Below are 16,506 nucleotides of genomic sequence, written 5' to 3'. Positions count from 1 at the left end.
CCTGCAAGTCATCGTGAATTGCGGACCAGCCTGCGTTTCGACAAGGATGCCTCGATCTCCTGCCTTGCGGGAGGGGGAAGCGGGTTCCCACGCCGCTACGTGCCGTGTCGTGCGGGGGGCAGCCGTTGTTGCTGCTTGGGCGGTTTTGGAGCGGCTCACGGTGTGCGCAGGGACGGCGTTCTGAGAGCGAGAGGAGCGCACCGCGCCGGAACCGGGCCCGCGGGGCCAGCGGTCGCATGCCGGAGACTGTCCAATGGAGGCGCGCTTCCATGACCGGCATACGCTGGGTCGCCCAAGGGGGATACTTCTGGCAGGAAGGTCGAAAGCACGCAGCGAATCTTGGGAGGTGGACTGGGACGGCATGATGCGTGCGTTCTTCTTCAAGAGTCCGGGGGATGCCCCTGAGGCGATCGAGGGTGAACCGGAGATAGAGGCCGCTGCACGGAGCGAGGCAGGCTTTGTCTGGGTCGATCTCCAGGCGCCGACTGAGGACGAATTCGAGATCCTATCGCGCGTCTTCCGTTTCCATCCTCTGTCGATAGAGGACTGCCGGGCGTACAGTGAGCTACCGAAGGTGGACGAGTTCTCGGAGTACTTGTTCCTGGTCACCCATCACCTGGTGTGTACAGCCGATGACGCGACGTTCGGCGAGCTGTCCACGGGCGAACTCGACATATTCCTCGGACGCGCGTTCGTGGTGACGGTCCACATGCGTGAGGCGGGCATCGTGGACCGGTGTATCGAAAGATGCCTGGAACACCCGGGGCTGCGAGCGATGGGCCCGGATTATCTGGTCCACGCTCTCCTCAGTGCCCTGGTCGATTCGTTCTTCCCGCTTGTGGATCGGTGGAGTGACCGGCTGGACGAGGTCGAGGAGGGGCTGCTATTGGAGCGCACCAAGAACGCGCTTCAGAGCCTGACCGCGGTCAGGAGGAACATCGCGAGGGCGCGCAGGAGCGTGGTGCCCACGAGAGACCTTGTGGGAAGCCTCGCCGGGCGCGACGTGGGGTTCATCTCGGAACAGGCGGCCTGGTACTTCAGAGACACATCTGACCACATCCACAGGCTGCTCGGTATGCTCGACTCTGCCAGGGACGCGGTGGCGAGCCTCTTCGAGCTGTATCTGTCGATGTCGTCCCACCGCGCGAACGTTGTGATGCAGAGGCTCACCATAGTTGCGACGATATTCCTGCCTCTCACGTTCATCGCGGGAGTATACGGCATGAACTTCAGGTACATGCCTGAACTGGAATGGAGATACGGCTATCTCATGGTGTGGATAGTGATGTTGCTCGTGGGGGGAGGTTTCCTTGTCTATTTCAAACGAAGAGGTTGGTTCTAGGCCTCGCTCCAAGCCGGACCTCAAGGGTTTCCTGCCAGATGAGGTCGCAGAGTTCATGGTGAACATGGGTGAGCCCGCCTACAGAGGCACCCAAGTCTTCTCTTGGATACACCGGAAGGGCGCCGTACGCTTTGACGAGATGACGAACCTCCCGATCGAGCTGCGCAGGAGGCTCGCGGATGCGGCACGATTGACCGACCTGGAGGTGATCTCGCGTGCGTCTGGCACGCAGGGCACTGTCAAGTACCTTCTGGGCCTGGGCGACGGAAACTCGGTGGAAGCGGTGCGGATGAAGTACGCCTACGGCGTGTCGGCGTGCGTTTCCACGCAGGTGGGCTGCAAGATGGGCTGCGCGTTCTGCGCGTCGGGAATGGGAGGGTTCACCAGAAACTTGAGCCCAGGCGAGATAGTGGACCAGGTCCTTAAGATGAACATGGACCTGTCCAAGGGACAGGGGGAAGGGCCGCGGACGGCCCGCGTGGGCTGGGTCGTTCTCATGGGGACGGGCGAGCCTCTCGACAATTACAGCGCGTCCACGAAGGCTCTGCGCATATTGAACGCCAAGGACGGGTTGAACTTGAGCTTCCGGCGCATGACCGTGTCGACGTGCGGGCTCGTGCCGGGCATCAGGCGGCTCGCCGGCGAGGGCATCCCTGTCACGCTTTCGATCTCCCTTCATGCTCCCACCGACGACCTGCGCGACGAGATCATGCCCATCAACAAGCGTTACCCCATTGCCGAGGTGATGGAGGCCGCTTCGTTCTATGCAAGCCGCACAGGCCGCCGGGTCACCTTTGAGTACGCACTCATCCGCGACGTCAACGACAGCCCGGCCGAAGCCCGTCGGCTTTCGGAGCTCGTTTCCGGCATGCTGGCCCACGTGAACCTCATTCCATTGAATCCCGTAGACGGGAAGGCCTATGAGCGTCCGCCCCGGGAAAGAGTCATGCGTTTTCTCGCGGTTCTGAGGCAGGCGGGCATCCCCGTGACAATAAGGAGGGGGCTCGGGCTTGACATCGACGCCGCGTGCGGGCAGCTGCGCCGTAGATATTGCAGGTGAGTTACGGTAGAGATATACTGCGACTGGGAACACCCGAGCGGCCGGGCGGGCCACGAGACGCGGCAAGCTCGGCGCGCTGCGTGCGGTTTCGGGGGACCGTGTCATGAACTTCCTCGCACGGATGGAAAGGGCGATCGAGGAGATCGTGGAGGGCATCTTTCGGAAGGCCCGCGAGGCTACGCACCCCGTAGAGATAGGGAGGTACCTGCTGCGGGAAATGGAGGATGAGAAAAGGATCTCCGTGACCCGCACGTACGTCCCGAATCACTACAAGGTAAGGCTGCACGCACGGGACGTGGAGTACCTGGGGCCGCTTGCTCGCACGGTGTCGCGGGAACTCGCGGCACATGTGATGTCGCGGGCTCGTCGGCAGGGTTATTCGTTCGTGGGCCGGGTAGACGTGGAGTTCGTGGCAGATGAGGCCGCGAAGCCGGGAGACATAAGGGTCGAGGGGTCCTTCGTCGAGGACGACGACGGAGGAGAGCCGGACGACGCATCGCGTGCGGGGCTCTCGGCGGAGGAGACGTCGCGGACGCTCATCTCTAGTCGCGGCGGCGCGGGCCCGTCGAACCGGGATCTCCCTACAGGGCCGCGGCTTATAGTGCGGCTGAATGGGGGCGTGGAGCGCGTGTTCCCCCTCGGCGGCGACAGGGTGGTCGTGGGCCGCTCAAGCTCTTGTGGCATCGTATTGGAGGACGCCGGGGTGTCCCGGCGTCACGCCGAGATAGGTCGGGAGGCGGGACGCTTCTACGTCTTGGACCTGGGAAGCACCAACGGGACGTATGTCAATGGCAGGAGGGTGTCGCGACAGATCCTTGCCGACGGCGACCACGTCAACTTCGGCAAGGTGGCTGCCTGCTTCAAGGAGGCATGACCCACGTGGCGCTTACATGGTTTGTCGCGCGCGTGGCTCTGGCTAGCCTGATATGTCTATTTGTCTACCGTGCGTCCCGAATGGCAGGGGTTTACGAATTCGCGGAGGAGCGATTTCGAGCGCCGGACGCGCAATGCCCAGCCCGGTGCCGGGGCGAGCTCGAGGTGGAGTCCGGGCCTGGGGTTCCATCGGGCGGCGAGCGGTTCACCCTCGGCGCTGTCACGGTTCTCGGGCGTGCGCCCGACAACGACATCGTTATCCTTGATCCATACGTGTCCGCGAGGCACGCCGAGATCGTCTTCGGCAAGTCGGGTTTCTTCGTCCGGGACCTCGGAAGCGTCAACGGCACGTACGTGAACGGAAGGAAGCTTGGTCGGGAACGGCGCCTCAGGAAGGGAGACCGGTTGGAGCTCGGTGACACCATATTTCGGTTTCGGGGGTGAGGGTTATGCAGGCCTCTGCCCGGACGGACGTGGGCCTCGTGAGGTCCGTGAACGAGGATGACTACCTCATCGGTGACGGCGTTTTCGCCGTCGCTGACGGACTTGGGGGCCACGAAGCGGGTGAGATCGCGAGCCAAATGGCCATCCGCATGTTGAAAGAGTTCAAGCCTCCGGAGAACGGCGACCCGGCTGGGGCCTTGGCGGAAGCCCTGGAGGGGATCAATCGGGCCGTGTACAAGCGCTCGGTGGCCGATCCGTCCTGCGAGGGGATGGGGACTACTCTCACCGTGCTCTTGATCACAGGGGACACTGCTTACATAGGACACGTGGGCGACAGCCGGGCGTATCTCGTGCGGGATGGCAGGCTGCACAGGCTCACCGAGGACCATTCCATCGTAGGCGAGCTTATCCGCATGGGCATGCTTTCCGAACCTGAGGCCCGTGCCCACCCTCAGCGCAATCTCCTCACCCGTGCCATCGGCACGCAGCCCGATGTGGAGATCGAGGTGGGCTACTGCAAGCTCGGACCGGGCGACCGGTTTCTCCTCTGCACAGATGGCCTCACCGGTGCCGTTGACGACGGGGAGATACTGAGAGTTATGGCTTCTGCGCAAGATCCGAGATCCGCAGTAGACCAGCTCGTGGAGCTCGCGATGCGCGGAGGGGGCCACGACAACATCACCGCTGTAGCGGTGTTCCTTGACCTGCCATGACATACGACGCTCGCGGCGCAGCCCGGGGCCTGCCAGGGCCGTCATCAATCGACACTCTGTTCGCGACGGCGCTCTTGCCCGGCATGCTCGGCGTGGTCATGGCGACCCTTGCTTCCGGGAGGCCGGAGCGCTCGCCGGGGTGGCCCGCGCTTCTAGGGTTCACTGGGATCTTCCTCACCTGTCACATCTCGTTCGGGCGGGGACGCCGCATTGGCGACCCGGTGGTCTTCTCGGTTGTGGCCTTTCTCTCAGGCGTCGGCCTCGCAGAGGTCCTCAGGCTCGATCCTGGGCTTGCTGCGAGGCAGGTGGGCCATCTCGCTCTCGGGGTCGCGACGATGTCCGCGCTTGTGGCGTTCACCCCGGAGGTGCGGGTGTTTGAGAAATACAGGTTCGTTGCCGCGGCGACGTCGTGCGTCCTTCTCGCGAGCACCATTTTCTTTGGCGTCGAGGTCGGTGGCGCAAGGTCGTGGCTTGACCTTGGATTTGTGGCGGTGCAGCCGTCGGAGGCCGCCAAGGTCCTCATGGTCATGTTCTACGCAGGCTATCTCAAGGACACTAGAGCGCTACTGAAGAGGTCATCCCGGAGGCTCCTTGGGATCCTCCTGCCGGACCTCTCGTACGCCGGGCCGCTCGTCCTGATGTGGGGCCTGGCTCTCGTGCTTCTGGTCTTCCAGAGAGACTTGGGGGCGGCGGTTCTCTTTTTCGGGGTCTTCCTCGTGATGTTGTACGCGGCGTCGGGGAGAGCCTCTTATGTGGCAGGGGGTGCGGTTCTCCTGGCGCTGGGTGCTGCAGCATGCGCTTGGTTTTTCCCGCACGTCAAGGCCAGGTTCACTGTGTGGCTCGATCCGTGGCGGTTCATGGATTCCACCGGCTATCAGGCGGTGCAGTCCATGTTCGCCGTGGCGGCGGGTGGCATCATCGGCGTGGGACCTGGTCGCGGGATGCCCAACGTCATACCCGCCGCGCCTACCGATTTCGTTTTCTCCGCCATATGCGAAGAGATGGGGCTCGTGGGCGGGCTGGCCGTGATTGGCGCCTACGCACTGTTGGTGCAGAGGGGGCTTTCGTGGGCCACCCGAGCGAGAGACGATTTTCGCGGGCTCCTCGCAGCGGGCATGACTTCCCTCATAGGACTGCAGGCGCTCGCGATAACCGGTGGAGTCCTGGGGCTCGTTCCGCTCACCGGGGTTACTCTGCCGTTCGTAAGCTACGGCGGCAGCTCGATGGTGGCAAGCTTTGCCGCGGTGGGATTCGTGCTCCGCGTGGCCCGCGAGGAACAGGAGGAGCGCGGCAAGGAGGAGGCTAGGGTCGAGGTTGAAGGATAGCATCCGCCGGGTCACGGCCGCGTTTCTAGTTGCGTTCATCGCTGTGGCAGCCAGGCTCGCCTATGTGGGCGTCGTCCGCGCGCCGAGTCTTTCGGCCCATCCGCGAAACCCCAGGGTGACGGCGGCAAGGCGCGAGATCGTACGAGGCTCCATATTCCTCTCGGGCGGGGAGCCCGTCGCAAGGGATGTTGCACCCGGTGGGCCCAGGCTTTACGTGGGCCCGCTCAGCCTGGCACACCTTGTGGGCTACGAGGACGCGAGGTACGGCGTGGCCGGGCTCGAAGCGAGCTACAACTCGGAGCTCCTCGGGCTCGACGGGCGGAGCTGGCTCGAAAGCTTCGTTAGGAGCGTTTTCTCAGCGGGCCACGGCCACGCGCGCGGTAACGACATAGTCCTCACTATTGATCTAGAGGTCCAGCAGGCGGCGGAACGGGCGATGGCGGGGCGCCGCGGCGCTGCGGTGGCGCTTGACCCGAGGACCGGCGCTGTTCTCGCGATGGTGAGCAACCCGGGCTTCTCGCCATCGCAGATCTCGTCCGCTTGGGAGCGGCTTGTCGAAGACGAGGCAAGCCCGCTGTTCAATAGGGCGACGCTCGGCCTCTACCCGCCCGGCTCGGCGGTAAAGCCGATGATAGCGGCCATAGCTCTGTCTTCGGGCGCTGTAAGCGTGGACGAGACGTTCCGGTGTGAGGGCGCCATAAGGGTCGGAACGCGCGCCGGCGATGACCGTGAGATCTCGTGCCCCGGAGGCAAGGCGCATGGGAACGTGAACCTCTCGTCTGCTCTCGCCTATTCGTGCAACGTGGCGTTTGCCCAGATCGGGTGGCGCGTGGGCGGCGAAAAGCTGTATAATGGTCTTCGGAGCTTCCATTTCGGCGCGGCCTTGCCTTTTGATGTCCCGACTGCGGCGGGTGTCATCACAGTCGCTGATGCGGGGCTTGACAGAGCCACGGTCGCGCAGATATCTATCGGCCAGGGCACGCTCCTCGCGAGCCCACTTGAGATGGCATGCGCCGTCGGAGCGATCGGGAACGGTGGGGTGATGCGCCGCCCGTACGTGGTACGCGAAGTGCGCGATCCCGACGGGGCCGTGCTCCGCAGGACTCCCAGCGTGATCCTGTGCGTGCCGGTCCCGGCTGAAGAGGCCGGCCTCGTGAAGGATATGATGGTCGGGGCGGTCGCGCGAGGCACAGCGCGCGCCGCGGGGCTTCCGGGGGTCAGAGTCGCTGGCAAAACGGGCACCGCCCAGAACCCACACGGGGCTCCCCACGCGTGGTTCGTGGGGTTCGCTCCGGCGGATGACCCGCGCTGCGCGGTGGCGGTTGTGCTCGAGAACGGGGGGTCCGGCGGGGCGGTCTCCGCGCCCGTGGCGCGCGAGATCCTGCGCGCCGCGCTTCGGGCCGCCTCGCGGTGATGCCGGGCGAGGTGAGACCATGACAGAGGAGGTCCTGGGGACAAGGTATAGGATCCTGTCGAGGGTGGGCGAGGGCGGCATGGCCGAGGTCTACAGGGCCCGCGACTCGGTCCTAAACAGGATCGTCGCCGTAAAAGTCCTTCGGCCTCAGTTCGCGTCCGACGAGGAATTTGTGGAGAGGTTCCGCAGAGAAGCCCAGGCGGCTGCGAGCCTGTCCCACCCGAACATCGTCAGCATCTACGACGTGGGCCAGGACGGCGACCGTTACTATATAGTGATGGAATACGTCAGCGGCAAGAGCCTGAAGGACCTCATCCGCGAGGAGGGTCCGCTCGCGCCCGAGAAGGCGGCGGGGATCGCGTGCCAGATCCTGGCGGCCCTCGATCATGCTCACAAGAACAACATCGTCCACAGGGACATAAAGCCGCACAACATCCTGGTGACCCCCGAGGGTGCGGTCAAGGTGACCGACTTCGGCATAGCCCGCGCCACGAGCACCTCAGCACTCACCGAGACAGGCACGATCATCGGAACGGTGAATTACTTTTCGCCAGAGCAGGCCAGGGGAGAGACCGTCGGCATCGGGTCGGACATCTACTCCCTTGGAGTTGTGCTTTACGAGATGCTCACGGGCAGGGTGCCGTTCAAGGGGGACACCCCGATTGCGATTGCGCTGCAACACTTGCAGAACACCGCGATATCCCCCTCCGAGCTCAACCCCAGAGTGCCACGCGAGCTCGGCAGGATCGTCATGAAAGCCCTTGAGAAGGACCCCTCCAAGCGCTATCAGAACGCCCGCGACATGGTGCGTGCTCTGGAGAAGTACGTTCCTGTGCCGGGGGGCGTGCGCATCGACGCCGCGCCTAGCACCGGAGATGGTGGTGGCGAGAACAGGGCCGCGGACGCGCCCACCGAGGTCTTCCGGCCACCGGCGATGCCTCGAGCGGCGGGCCCGAAAGGAGTGGATGATACCCTGGCGAAACCCCGCAAGAGCTCGCGCGGCGTGGGGAAAGCTGTCGCGATGCTAGTCATGGTCACGCTGGCCCTCTTCAGCCTCGCCGCCGTGGCGGTCATCAAGCTGCCTGAATGGCTGTATGTGGAAGAGGTTCGCGTTCCCGATTTCACCGGCAAGACCTTGGACGAGGCGAAGCTCATGGCTGAAGAGGCTGGCCTGCGCCTGGACGAGCCTGACAGGCGTTACGACGACTCTGTCCCGCCGAACGCCGTGATTTCCCAGCGACCCGCCCCATATGAGAAAGTGAAGCTCAACAGCAGGGTGCTGCTCGTGGTGAGCATGGGCAAGGAAATGGTCGAGGTCCCCGACTTGAAGGGCCTGGACGTCCGCCAAGCCGTCCTGGAACTTGAGCGCCTGGAGCTTAAGGAAGGGATCCAGACCGAGGAATACAGCTCTGATGTGGCGCGCGGGCGGGTGTTGTCGCAGTCGCCCGAGGCCGGAACGCGTGTGGAAAAGGGCATTCCAATTGACATAGTGGTTTCGGCCGGGCCCGAGCCCAACGTAGTGGCCGTGCCCGACGTTGTGGGCGCGACGCTTTCCGATGCCGAGTCCCGGCTTGCGCTGGCAGGCCTCGTGAAGGGCAACGTCACGGAGGAGGCTCGAGAAGGGGAGACCCCCGGAGTTGTCTTGAGTCAAGTCCCGCCCGCCGGGCAGGAAGTGCAGCGAGGCACAGCCGTGGACCTGGTGATATCCGCCGGGACCGAAGGTTCATCGTCGATACTGGACGCTATAACACCCGTCTCAACGCTGGTCACGATCCTCGTTCCGCCGGGCGCGGACCAACAGGAAGTGAGGATCAAAATCAACGACTATTATGGCGAGCGCGACTACTACGTGGGGATGCACGCGCCGGGCGAGCGCATTGAGAAACAGGTGAATGCGTGGGGCCGGAAGGTCAGGATCAGGGTGTACATCGCCGGGATCTTGTACAAAGACGAGTGGGTGCCGAAGGAGTAACGGGAGGGCCGCAAGTGCCGGAAGGGCGGGTTACGAGGGCATACTCCGGTCATTACTACGTGGAGTCAGGAGGCGAGACCTTCGATTGCGTGGCCCGGGGCAGGCTCCGGAAGGAACGCAAGGAGGTGCTCGTGGGGGACATGGTCTCCTTCAGCGTAACCGGGCCCGGAAGCGGCGCCATCGAGGACATCCTCCCGAGGAAGTCGCGCCTCGTCAGGCCCCCCGTGGCGAACGTGGACCAAGCGGTCGTCGTGATGGCATGCGATGACCCCGAGCCCGACCTCGAGCTTCTCGACCGCATGCTCGTCGCGGTAGGGGCCGCCGGGCTTGGCGCCGTGGTATGCTTCAACAAGATGGATCTCGTGAGCGACTACGCCTCGAGGAAGCTCGCGAGGATTTACAAGCGCGCAGGCTATACGGTCGTGCGGGCGAGTGCAAGGGCCCGGTGGGGCTTGCGGGCGCTCAGGAGGGCTCTTGCTGGCAAGATCTCCGTCTTCTCGGGGCCCTCGGGCGTGGGCAAGTCCGCGCTCCTCAACGCTCTCGAGCCGGGCCTACGGCTCCGCTGCGGGGAGATAAGCGCGAAGACCGGGCGTGGCAGGCACACAACGCGGCACTCGATGCTGCTCAGCGTCCAGCCGGACGGGTTCGTCGCGGACACCCCAGGGTTCTCCAAGCTTGACCTCGATCTCACGGGGCTGCGAAGGGAGAACCTGGGGGACCTCTTTCCCGAGTTTGCCGCGGTGCGCGATCGCTGCAGGTTCACCGGGTGCCTGCACCACAAGGAGCCTGGGTGCGCTGTTAAGGCCGCGGTAGAGGCGGGCGAAGTGTCCGAGTCGCGGTACACGCACTACGTGAAATTCCTCGAGGAGATCATAGAGGCAGAAAGGAAAGGGAAGTTTTGGTAAAGATAGCGCCATCCATACTCTCAGCGGATTTCGCGCACCTCGCGGATGAGGTAGCCCGTGTGGAGCGGTGTGCGGACCTCTTGCACGTGGACGTGATGGACGGCCACTTCGTGCCGAACATCACCGTGGGGCCGCCCGTGGTGGCCTCTTTGAGGGCAGTGACCAGCTTGCCCCTTGACGTGCATCTCATGATCGACGACCCCGACGCTTACATCGGCCGCTTTGCGGAGGCGGGAGCGTCGATCATCACGGTCCATGCCGAGGCGACCCCTCACGTCCATAGGACCCTCCAAGCAGTGAAGGGCGCTGGCGTGAAGGCTGGCCTGGCCATTTGCCCCGCTACTCCTACGTGCTGGCTCGAACACGTGCTCGATCTCGTGGACCTCATCCTCGTCATGACGGTCAACCCGGGATTCGGGGGGCAGGAGTTCATCCGCGCGACGCTGCCGAAGATACGGCAGGCAAGGGAGATGATCGAGCGCGCTCACAGATGCATCGACATCGAGGTGGACGGCGGCATACGAGACACTACGGCGCCTCTCGCGGTGGAGGCTGGGGCCAATGTTCTCGTTGCCGGGAATTTCGTGTTCGACGGGCTAGACCCTTGCGCGAACGTGGAGCGCTTGAGGAGGAGCGCGTTTTCGGCGCTCCCGTCCTGTTGATGGCAGGGCTGTGACCGGACGCCGGATGTGGCCCGTGTCCGGTTCCGCGGTTCCGCCGTGACGCGATGTGGGTGGCGCGTGTTTCCTCGACAAGACACGGGTTGCCCCGCACCACTAAGCACACACGGGCGCGCGTTCCTACGTCCTGCGATGCCTGGAAGGTCGCGACGAGCCTTGGACCCGAATGCAGAGGCAAAGATGTACGGGAGCGGGCTCGACGACCCGATTGCCATGTTTGCCTCAAGTTTGCCCTCGCGCAAGGCGGGGGCGTTGTGCTATAATTGCTGCTAGCCCGTGGGAGGGAGAGCAGGTGAAGGTATTCGGGCTCGATATCAGGAAGGTCATAGTAGCGTTCCTCGTGACATTCGCCATCCTCACCGGTGGGCGGATCGCCGCGTACCACGTTCAGGTGGAACGGCCCATGGAAGCGTTCCTCCGAAGCCGCGCTGATGTGGCTGCCTGGCAGATCATGCCAGCCACGGGGTCGGCGTCTGACCTCGAGGTGCGGGTCAAGCTGAAGGACGTTCGGGACCTTCAGGCCGCATACCTGCAAATCCAAGACGGGATCACGCGGGCGACCGGGAGGGTCTCTCGCCTCATCATCGAAGACACCAGAACCGGCCAGCTCTCCGACGCGTACCGGCGAATGCGCTTTGCCGTGGAAGAAGCGATGGCGCGTGGCACGTTCCGGGACATGGCGAAGGCAATCGATGCCCTTGCCGCAGAAGCGGGGCTGGAGAGGTGGAACGTTTACGTCGACTCCCGCAACGTGTACCTGCAACTGCATGAAGGCGCGCACTATCTTTACGAGGTGATCCCGAGGAAGGATGCGACGGCGTCGGGTGGTGTGGTGGGCGGCGACCAGCGCGCAGCGTCCGTCCCTTGGCAGTCGCCCTTCACCGGCTGTGGTCTGCGTTGATACACGGGACCGCCCGCCGACGCTCGCGTGTCGAGGTCGAGTTTGGGCGGCGGGACTCGTCGTGGGACTTTTCGCCGCGGGAGGCCGAGAAGCCCTGGTCTCGTCCCGGACGCGCGGAGACGAGGCCCGTTCCTCAACCTGAAGCGAGACCGGGAGCTGCTTTGCCTTGCGGGGGAGGGAGAGGGAAACCAGAGATGCTCAAGGAAATCGGCGTGGGGGCGTCGCTCGCCGCGGCAACCTTCCTCGCCGTCTCCGGATACAACATAATGCCGCTCGTTCTTCTCATGGGAATCGCGGTTGCCTTATGGTACCTCCAGGCCGCCGGCCCGGGGGTCGGGGTTGGCAAGCGCTTTCACGTGCTGAGCGGAGGGCGGCAGGACCCGGGGGTGCCGCATGTCTCGTTCAACGACATTGGGGGCCAGGAAGTCGCCAAGCGAGAGCTCCTGGAGGCGCTCGAATTCGTGGTGAACGCGGACAAGGTCAAGGCCCTGGGCATTCGGCCCTTGCGGGGCATCCTCCTTACGGGCCCTCCGGGCACCGGCAAGACGTTGCTCGCCAAAGCCGCCGCGAGCTACACCGGCAGCGTGTTCCTGGCAGCGAGCGGGTCCGAATTCGTCGAGATGTACGCTGGGGTGGGGGCGCAACGGGTCCGCCAGCTCTTCAATACGGCGAGGACGCGCGCGGTCCGCGAGAAGCGCGGCAGCGCCATGATATTCATAGACGAGATCGAGGTGCTGGGCGGCAAGCGCGGCAAGCACACGAGCCATTTGGAGTATGATCAGACGCTCAACCAGCTGCTCGTAGAGATGGACGGCATAAACCCGTACGACGACGTCAGGCTACTGGTGATAGGCGCCACGAACAGGGCCGACCTGCTCGACCCCGCGCTCCTTCGGCCTGGTAGATTCGACCGCATCGTCCAGGTGAACCTTCCTGATCGCGAGGGGCGGCTCCATATCCTTCGAATCCACACGAAAGGCAAGCCACTTGGCGAGGACGTCGATCTCGAAGACATCGCGCAGCAGACGTTCGGGTTCTCCGGTGCCCACCTTGAGAACCTCGTGAACGAGGCGGCCATTCTCGCGATGCGGCAAGGGAAGGGCACGATCGGAGCGAGGGAATTCAGGGACGCCATAGACAAGGTCATGATGGGAGAGAGGCTCGACCGTCGGCCGAGCCGTGCGGACCTTGAGAGGATCGCGTTCCACGAAGTCGGGCACGCGCTTGCAAGCGAAGTGCTCCGCCCGGGCTCGGTTTCAACGATCACCGTTACGTCACGGGGAAAGGCGCTGGGCTATACCAGGCAGACTCAGGAGGAGGACCTGTGCCTGTACACGCGTGAGTGGCTTGAGGACCAGCTCGCGGTGCTCCTGGGGGGTGCCGTGGCCGAGGAGATCCGCTTCGGGACGCGGTCCACGGGTGCGGCGAACGACTTCGAACAGGCCCTGGACATCGCAAGGCGTCTCATCGGCTCTGGGATGTCGCAGCTTGGCGTGGTGAACGTGGATGAGCTCCCGAGACAGCTCTACCACGAGACCATGACGTCGATCCTGAGGGGGCAGGAACGCAGGGTCCGGCAGATCCTCGAATCCCGAAAGGACGTCCTCGTGGAGGCCAGCGTGACGCTGCTCGAGAGGGAGAAGATAGAGGGCGATGAGTTCAGAGAGATGCTCGGGAGGAGCGTGAAAACGAGTCTCGCCCGCGAACGGGCTTCGGTTTAGGTACGGCGCCGTGACTCCTCGTCTCTTTTCTTGAGGGCCCCGGCTCGGGTCGCCGGCCTTGCCCTCCGGGGACGGCGCACTTGCGGTGCGCTCCGTTCGGCCTCTGTGCGCGAGGCCAAGCGAATCGTCCGTGCTCTGTCGTGCATCGTGCAAGCACCGGCGACCGTGGGGCGGGACTTTCGGGCTTGAAGGGAGCGCGGACTACGGGAACCTGTGGCGACGTGCGTTAAGCTGCGGTGCGGAAGGTGATCGCCGTGAAGGCCGAGATAGTCTCCATTGGAACCGAGCTGCTGCTCGGACAGATCGTGGATACCAACGCCGCTTACATCTCTCGCAAGCTTGCGGAGATCGGCGTGGACGTCTTTCACAGGGTCACGGTGGGGGACAACCCCGACAGGGTCGTCGCCGCCATCAACGAGGCCCTCGAGAGGGCGGATGTCGTTATCACCACGGGCGGCCTCGGGCCGACCGAGGACGATCCCACCAGGGAGGCCGTGGCGAAGGCCCTGGGCGTGCCGCTCGTGGTCTCAGAGCGTGCACGCCGCCGCGCCGAGTCTCGGCTGGCAAGGGCGGGGCACGAGATCGGGTTGGAAAGCGCCGTGCGCCAGGCGATGGTCCCCGAAGGCGCCCAGGTCATTGACAACGACCGGGGAACGGCCTGCGGATTCATCGCGTCAACGGACGGCAAGGTGGTCATCTCGATGCCGGGTGTTCCAGGCGAGATGGAGGGCATGATGGAGAGCACCGTCCTCCCCTACTTGCAAGGCAGGATGGGCGACGCCTCGAGCGTCATCGTATGGAAAGTTCTCAAGATCTGCGGCAGGGGCGAGGCGTCGGTTGAGGAGGAGGTGCGTGACCTCCTTCACGGAAGGAGCAACCCGACTGTGGCCCCGCTGGTGTCGCTTGGAGAGGTGGCCCTTCGTATCGCAGCGAAGGCAAGGTCCCCGCAGGAGGCGGAGGCCATGATCGCGCCGGTTGAGGCGGAGATCCGCGCGAGGCTGGGCGACGACGTGTACGGGACGGGCGACGACGAGCTCCAGGATGCCGTGGTCAGGCTCTTGACTGCGAAGGGCCTCAGGTGCGCGGTCGCGGAGTCGGTCACCGGCGGGCTCATCGCGCACAAGCTCACGCAGGTGCCCGGCAGCTCCGCGGTGTTGGGGCTCGGCGTGACGAGCTACAGTAACGAGGCTAAGCGCGAGATCCTCGGGGTCCCGGCCGAGGCTTTGGAGACGCACGGCGCCGTGAGCCGTGAGGTGGCGATAGCCATGGCGAAGGGCGCACTCCTGAAGGGACATGCGGACGTAGCCGTCTCAACCACCGGCATCGCCGGGCCGTCCGGGGGAACCGCAGGGAAACCCGTGGGGCTTGTCTTCGTCGGCATTGCGTCGCGGCACGGGATCGCGTGCGCGAGGCTCAATCTCGGAGGCACGCGGCACGAGATCAAAGAGAGGGCCGCCAGGAGAGCATTGGACCTCCTGCGCCGGCATGTCTTGTCGAAATGCTAGGCGTGGTGCCACGCCGGGGGGCTCACGGTTTTCCAGGCACCTGGGGCGTTGGCGCGCGCATGCGGCGTACACCCGGCGGGGCCGGGGAGACCGGCGCTTCCCCCTGGTGGAGGATCCTGGTGACGCTCGCGTGCGCATGCGCAGCCATCAATCTTTTCGGGTCCATGTCATATCGCCTCGCTGGCCTCGATATCCGCATATCTGTGCGCATTGGGGTTCCGGGCGCAAGCGTGCTTGCGATTCCCCCCATCGGCCGGATCGAGGCGAGAACCCATCCCACACCCATCCGGTTGGAAGCCACTCTCGAGGACATTGACCCGGGCATGCTGCAGGACGCCATATCCCGCGGGGAGGCGCCCTCCAGCATCAGCAGTCAGTTTAAGAACGATTCGGGCCGGCTTGTGGCTATCATCGCGCTTCGCATGGCCCTCCTGGCGATCGCCGGAGGGGCTTTCGGGAGCGCTGCCGTGGCGGGCTGGAGGCCACGGCGGATCCTGGCGGGCGCGGCCGCAGGCCTCTTGGCAGGCTGTACCCTCCTCATCCTCACGTATGTCACCTTCGATGAGCGCAAGCTTGCGAATCCGCGTTACGAGGGTGTGATAGAGGCTGCGCCGTGGATGCTCGGGCTGTTGGACGGAAGCCTTCTCAAGGCCGGCGAGGTGGCCGGCAGCATGGAGACCATAGCGTCGAACATCCGCACGTTCTTCGACAAGGCGGAGGCTTTCCACAAGCTTGAGAGCGACAGGCCTTTCGTAAGGGTCTTGCATGTGTCGGACATCCACAATAACCCTCAGGCCTTTGACTTCCTGGAGCAGGTTGTGAAGAGCTTCACGCCGGATTTCATCATCGACACGGGCGACATAACCGACTTCGGAACGGCCGCCGAGGCGAGAATGGCCGCCGAGAGAGTGCGGAAGCTCGGTGCCCCCTACGTCTTCGTCCCGGGTAACCACGATTCTCCCGAGGTGTCGAGGGTGATGTCCAGCGAGGGAGGCGCGATCGTTCTCACGGATGGCTCAGTCGACCTCCAAGGCTTGCGCGTCGCTGGTCTGGGAGACCCGGGGGCCTTGCGAAATGACATGGCCGCGGCGAGTCAGGAGGAATTGGACTTGGCGGCGACGCGTGCGGCCGCCATCGCCGCACCGGGAGGTGATTCCGCGGATGGCAACAGGGATTCGGGAGCCCCTGACATCCTAGCCGTTCATGACGTGCGGGTCGCCGAGGTGGCCGTGGGAAAGGTGCCGGTTGTGTTGAGCGGCCACGACCACCATGTCTCCGTGGCCGTGCGCGACGGGACGGTGATGGTGGATGCTGGGACCACGGGAGGTGCGGGAGCGAGGGGCCTGCAGGTGGATGGCGGTGTCCCTATGAGCGTGGCTCTGCTTCATTTCACTGTTGACGGCACGTCCCGGGTGGGGCGCGCGGGTGACACCACCCGGACGGCGGAGCTCCTCGCGGTCGATACCATCCGCATTCTGGGTGGAAAACAAGGGTTCGACCTGGAGCGGAGGGTGGTGAGCCCCTCTTTCACAGCTCCGTCGGGTACACCTCAGGCAAAGGAAAATCCCTGACAACGACATGGCAAAAGCAGGAAATACGACTCGGGCGTCGAAGAGATCGAAGCAGATGGTCTATCAATCCCAGGGAGGTC

At 64.4% G+C, this 16,506-nt stretch carries 14 protein-coding genes; all 14 read left to right on the top strand.

Features of this window, described 5'->3' with window-relative positions; translation table 11 throughout:
- Positions 1-361 precede the first annotated feature (361 nt).
- Positions 362-1,342 carry a magnesium/cobalt transporter CorA gene (corA, locus tag GX515_10560; GenBank protein HHY33431.1) on the top strand — a complete coding sequence of 327 codons (981 nt, stop codon included), beginning with the start codon at positions 362-364 and terminating at the stop codon, positions 1,340-1,342.
- The gene (gene rlmN / locus GX515_10555; protein ID HHY33430.1) at positions 1,317-2,402 is read left to right on the top strand and encodes a 23S rRNA (adenine(2503)-C(2))-methyltransferase RlmN; all 1,086 of its coding nucleotides are present in this window, start codon (positions 1,317-1,319) and stop codon (positions 2,400-2,402) included. The genes corA and rlmN overlap by 26 nt, the downstream gene beginning before the upstream one ends.
- Positions 2,403-2,505: 103 nt before the next feature.
- Positions 2,506-3,276 (top strand): DUF3662 domain-containing protein, encoded by a 771-nt coding sequence (locus tag GX515_10550; GenBank protein HHY33429.1) that lies wholly within the window; start codon positions 2,506-2,508, stop codon positions 3,274-3,276.
- A 5-nt stretch (positions 3,277-3,281) separates the two neighbouring features.
- The gene (locus tag GX515_10545; protein ID HHY33428.1) at positions 3,282-3,719 is read left to right on the top strand and encodes an FHA domain-containing protein; all 438 of its coding nucleotides are present in this window, start codon (positions 3,282-3,284) and stop codon (positions 3,717-3,719) included.
- A complete protein-coding gene (locus GX515_10540) occupies positions 3,716-4,432 on the top strand; it encodes a Stp1/IreP family PP2C-type Ser/Thr phosphatase (GenBank protein HHY33427.1) in 717 nt (238 codons plus the stop codon). Before GX515_10545 ends, GX515_10540 begins: the two co-directional genes overlap by 4 nt.
- Positions 4,429-5,757 (top strand): FtsW/RodA/SpoVE family cell cycle protein, encoded by a 1,329-nt coding sequence (locus GX515_10535; GenBank protein HHY33426.1) that lies wholly within the window; start codon positions 4,429-4,431, stop codon positions 5,755-5,757. The genes GX515_10540 and GX515_10535 overlap by 4 nt, the downstream gene beginning before the upstream one ends.
- A complete protein-coding gene (locus tag GX515_10530) occupies positions 5,747-7,171 on the top strand; it encodes a hypothetical protein (protein ID HHY33425.1) in 1,425 nt (474 codons plus the stop codon). The genes GX515_10535 and GX515_10530 overlap by 11 nt, the downstream gene beginning before the upstream one ends.
- A gap of 19 nt (positions 7,172-7,190) precedes the next feature.
- Positions 7,191-9,143: a Stk1 family PASTA domain-containing Ser/Thr kinase gene (gene pknB, locus GX515_10525; protein ID HHY33424.1), complete on the top strand. Its 1,953-nt coding sequence runs from the start codon at positions 7,191-7,193 to the stop codon at positions 9,141-9,143.
- Positions 9,144-9,157: 14 nt separating this feature from the next.
- Positions 9,158-10,048 (top strand): ribosome small subunit-dependent GTPase A, encoded by an 891-nt coding sequence (gene rsgA / locus GX515_10520; GenBank protein ID HHY33423.1) that lies wholly within the window; start codon positions 9,158-9,160, stop codon positions 10,046-10,048.
- On the top strand, positions 10,042-10,710 hold the full coding sequence (locus tag GX515_10515; GenBank protein ID HHY33422.1) for a ribulose-phosphate 3-epimerase: 669 nt from the start codon (positions 10,042-10,044) through the stop codon (positions 10,708-10,710). The genes rsgA and GX515_10515 overlap by 7 nt, the downstream gene beginning before the upstream one ends.
- Before the next feature lie 310 nt (positions 10,711-11,020).
- Entirely contained in the window at positions 11,021-11,629 is a 609-nt protein-coding gene (locus tag GX515_10510; protein ID HHY33421.1) for a hypothetical protein, read from the top strand.
- 194 nt (positions 11,630-11,823) lie between these two features.
- Positions 11,824-13,350, top strand: coding sequence for an AAA family ATPase (locus GX515_10505; GenBank protein ID HHY33420.1), 1,527 nt, complete (start codon positions 11,824-11,826; stop codon positions 13,348-13,350).
- Between the two features lie 254 nt (positions 13,351-13,604).
- Positions 13,605-14,855: a competence/damage-inducible protein A gene (locus GX515_10500; GenBank protein HHY33419.1), complete on the top strand. Its 1,251-nt coding sequence runs from the start codon at positions 13,605-13,607 to the stop codon at positions 14,853-14,855.
- Between the two features lie 119 nt (positions 14,856-14,974).
- Positions 14,975-16,426 carry a metallophosphoesterase gene (locus GX515_10495; protein HHY33418.1) on the top strand — a complete coding sequence of 484 codons (1,452 nt, stop codon included), beginning with the start codon at positions 14,975-14,977 and terminating at the stop codon, positions 16,424-16,426.
- The last annotated feature ends 80 nt before the right edge of the window (positions 16,427-16,506 follow it).

The sequence above is a fragment of the Bacillota bacterium genome (assembly GCA_012842395.1).
In the GTDB taxonomy this organism is placed as follows: domain Bacteria; phylum Bacillota; class SHA-98; order UBA4971; family UBA4971; genus UBA6256.
Note: the sequence above shows the minus strand (reverse complement) of the source record. Positions and strands in the feature narration are given on the sequence as shown.

Bases quoted from the DNA above. Each gene is read 5' to 3' on its own strand.
- corA (HHY33431.1), top strand. From the start codon at position 362: ATGATGCGTGCGTTCTTCTTCAAGAGTCCGGGGGATGCCCCTGAGGCG.
- GX515_10550 (HHY33429.1), top strand. From the start codon at position 2,506: ATGAACTTCCTCGCACGGATGGAAAGGGCGATCGAGGAGATCGTGGAG.
- GX515_10535 (HHY33426.1), top strand. From the start codon at position 4,429: ATGACATACGACGCTCGCGGCGCAGCCCGGGGCCTGCCAGGGCCGTCA.
- pknB (HHY33424.1), top strand. From the start codon at position 7,191: ATGACAGAGGAGGTCCTGGGGACAAGGTATAGGATCCTGTCGAGGGTG.
- GX515_10505 (HHY33420.1), top strand. From the start codon at position 11,824: ATGCTCAAGGAAATCGGCGTGGGGGCGTCGCTCGCCGCGGCAACCTTC.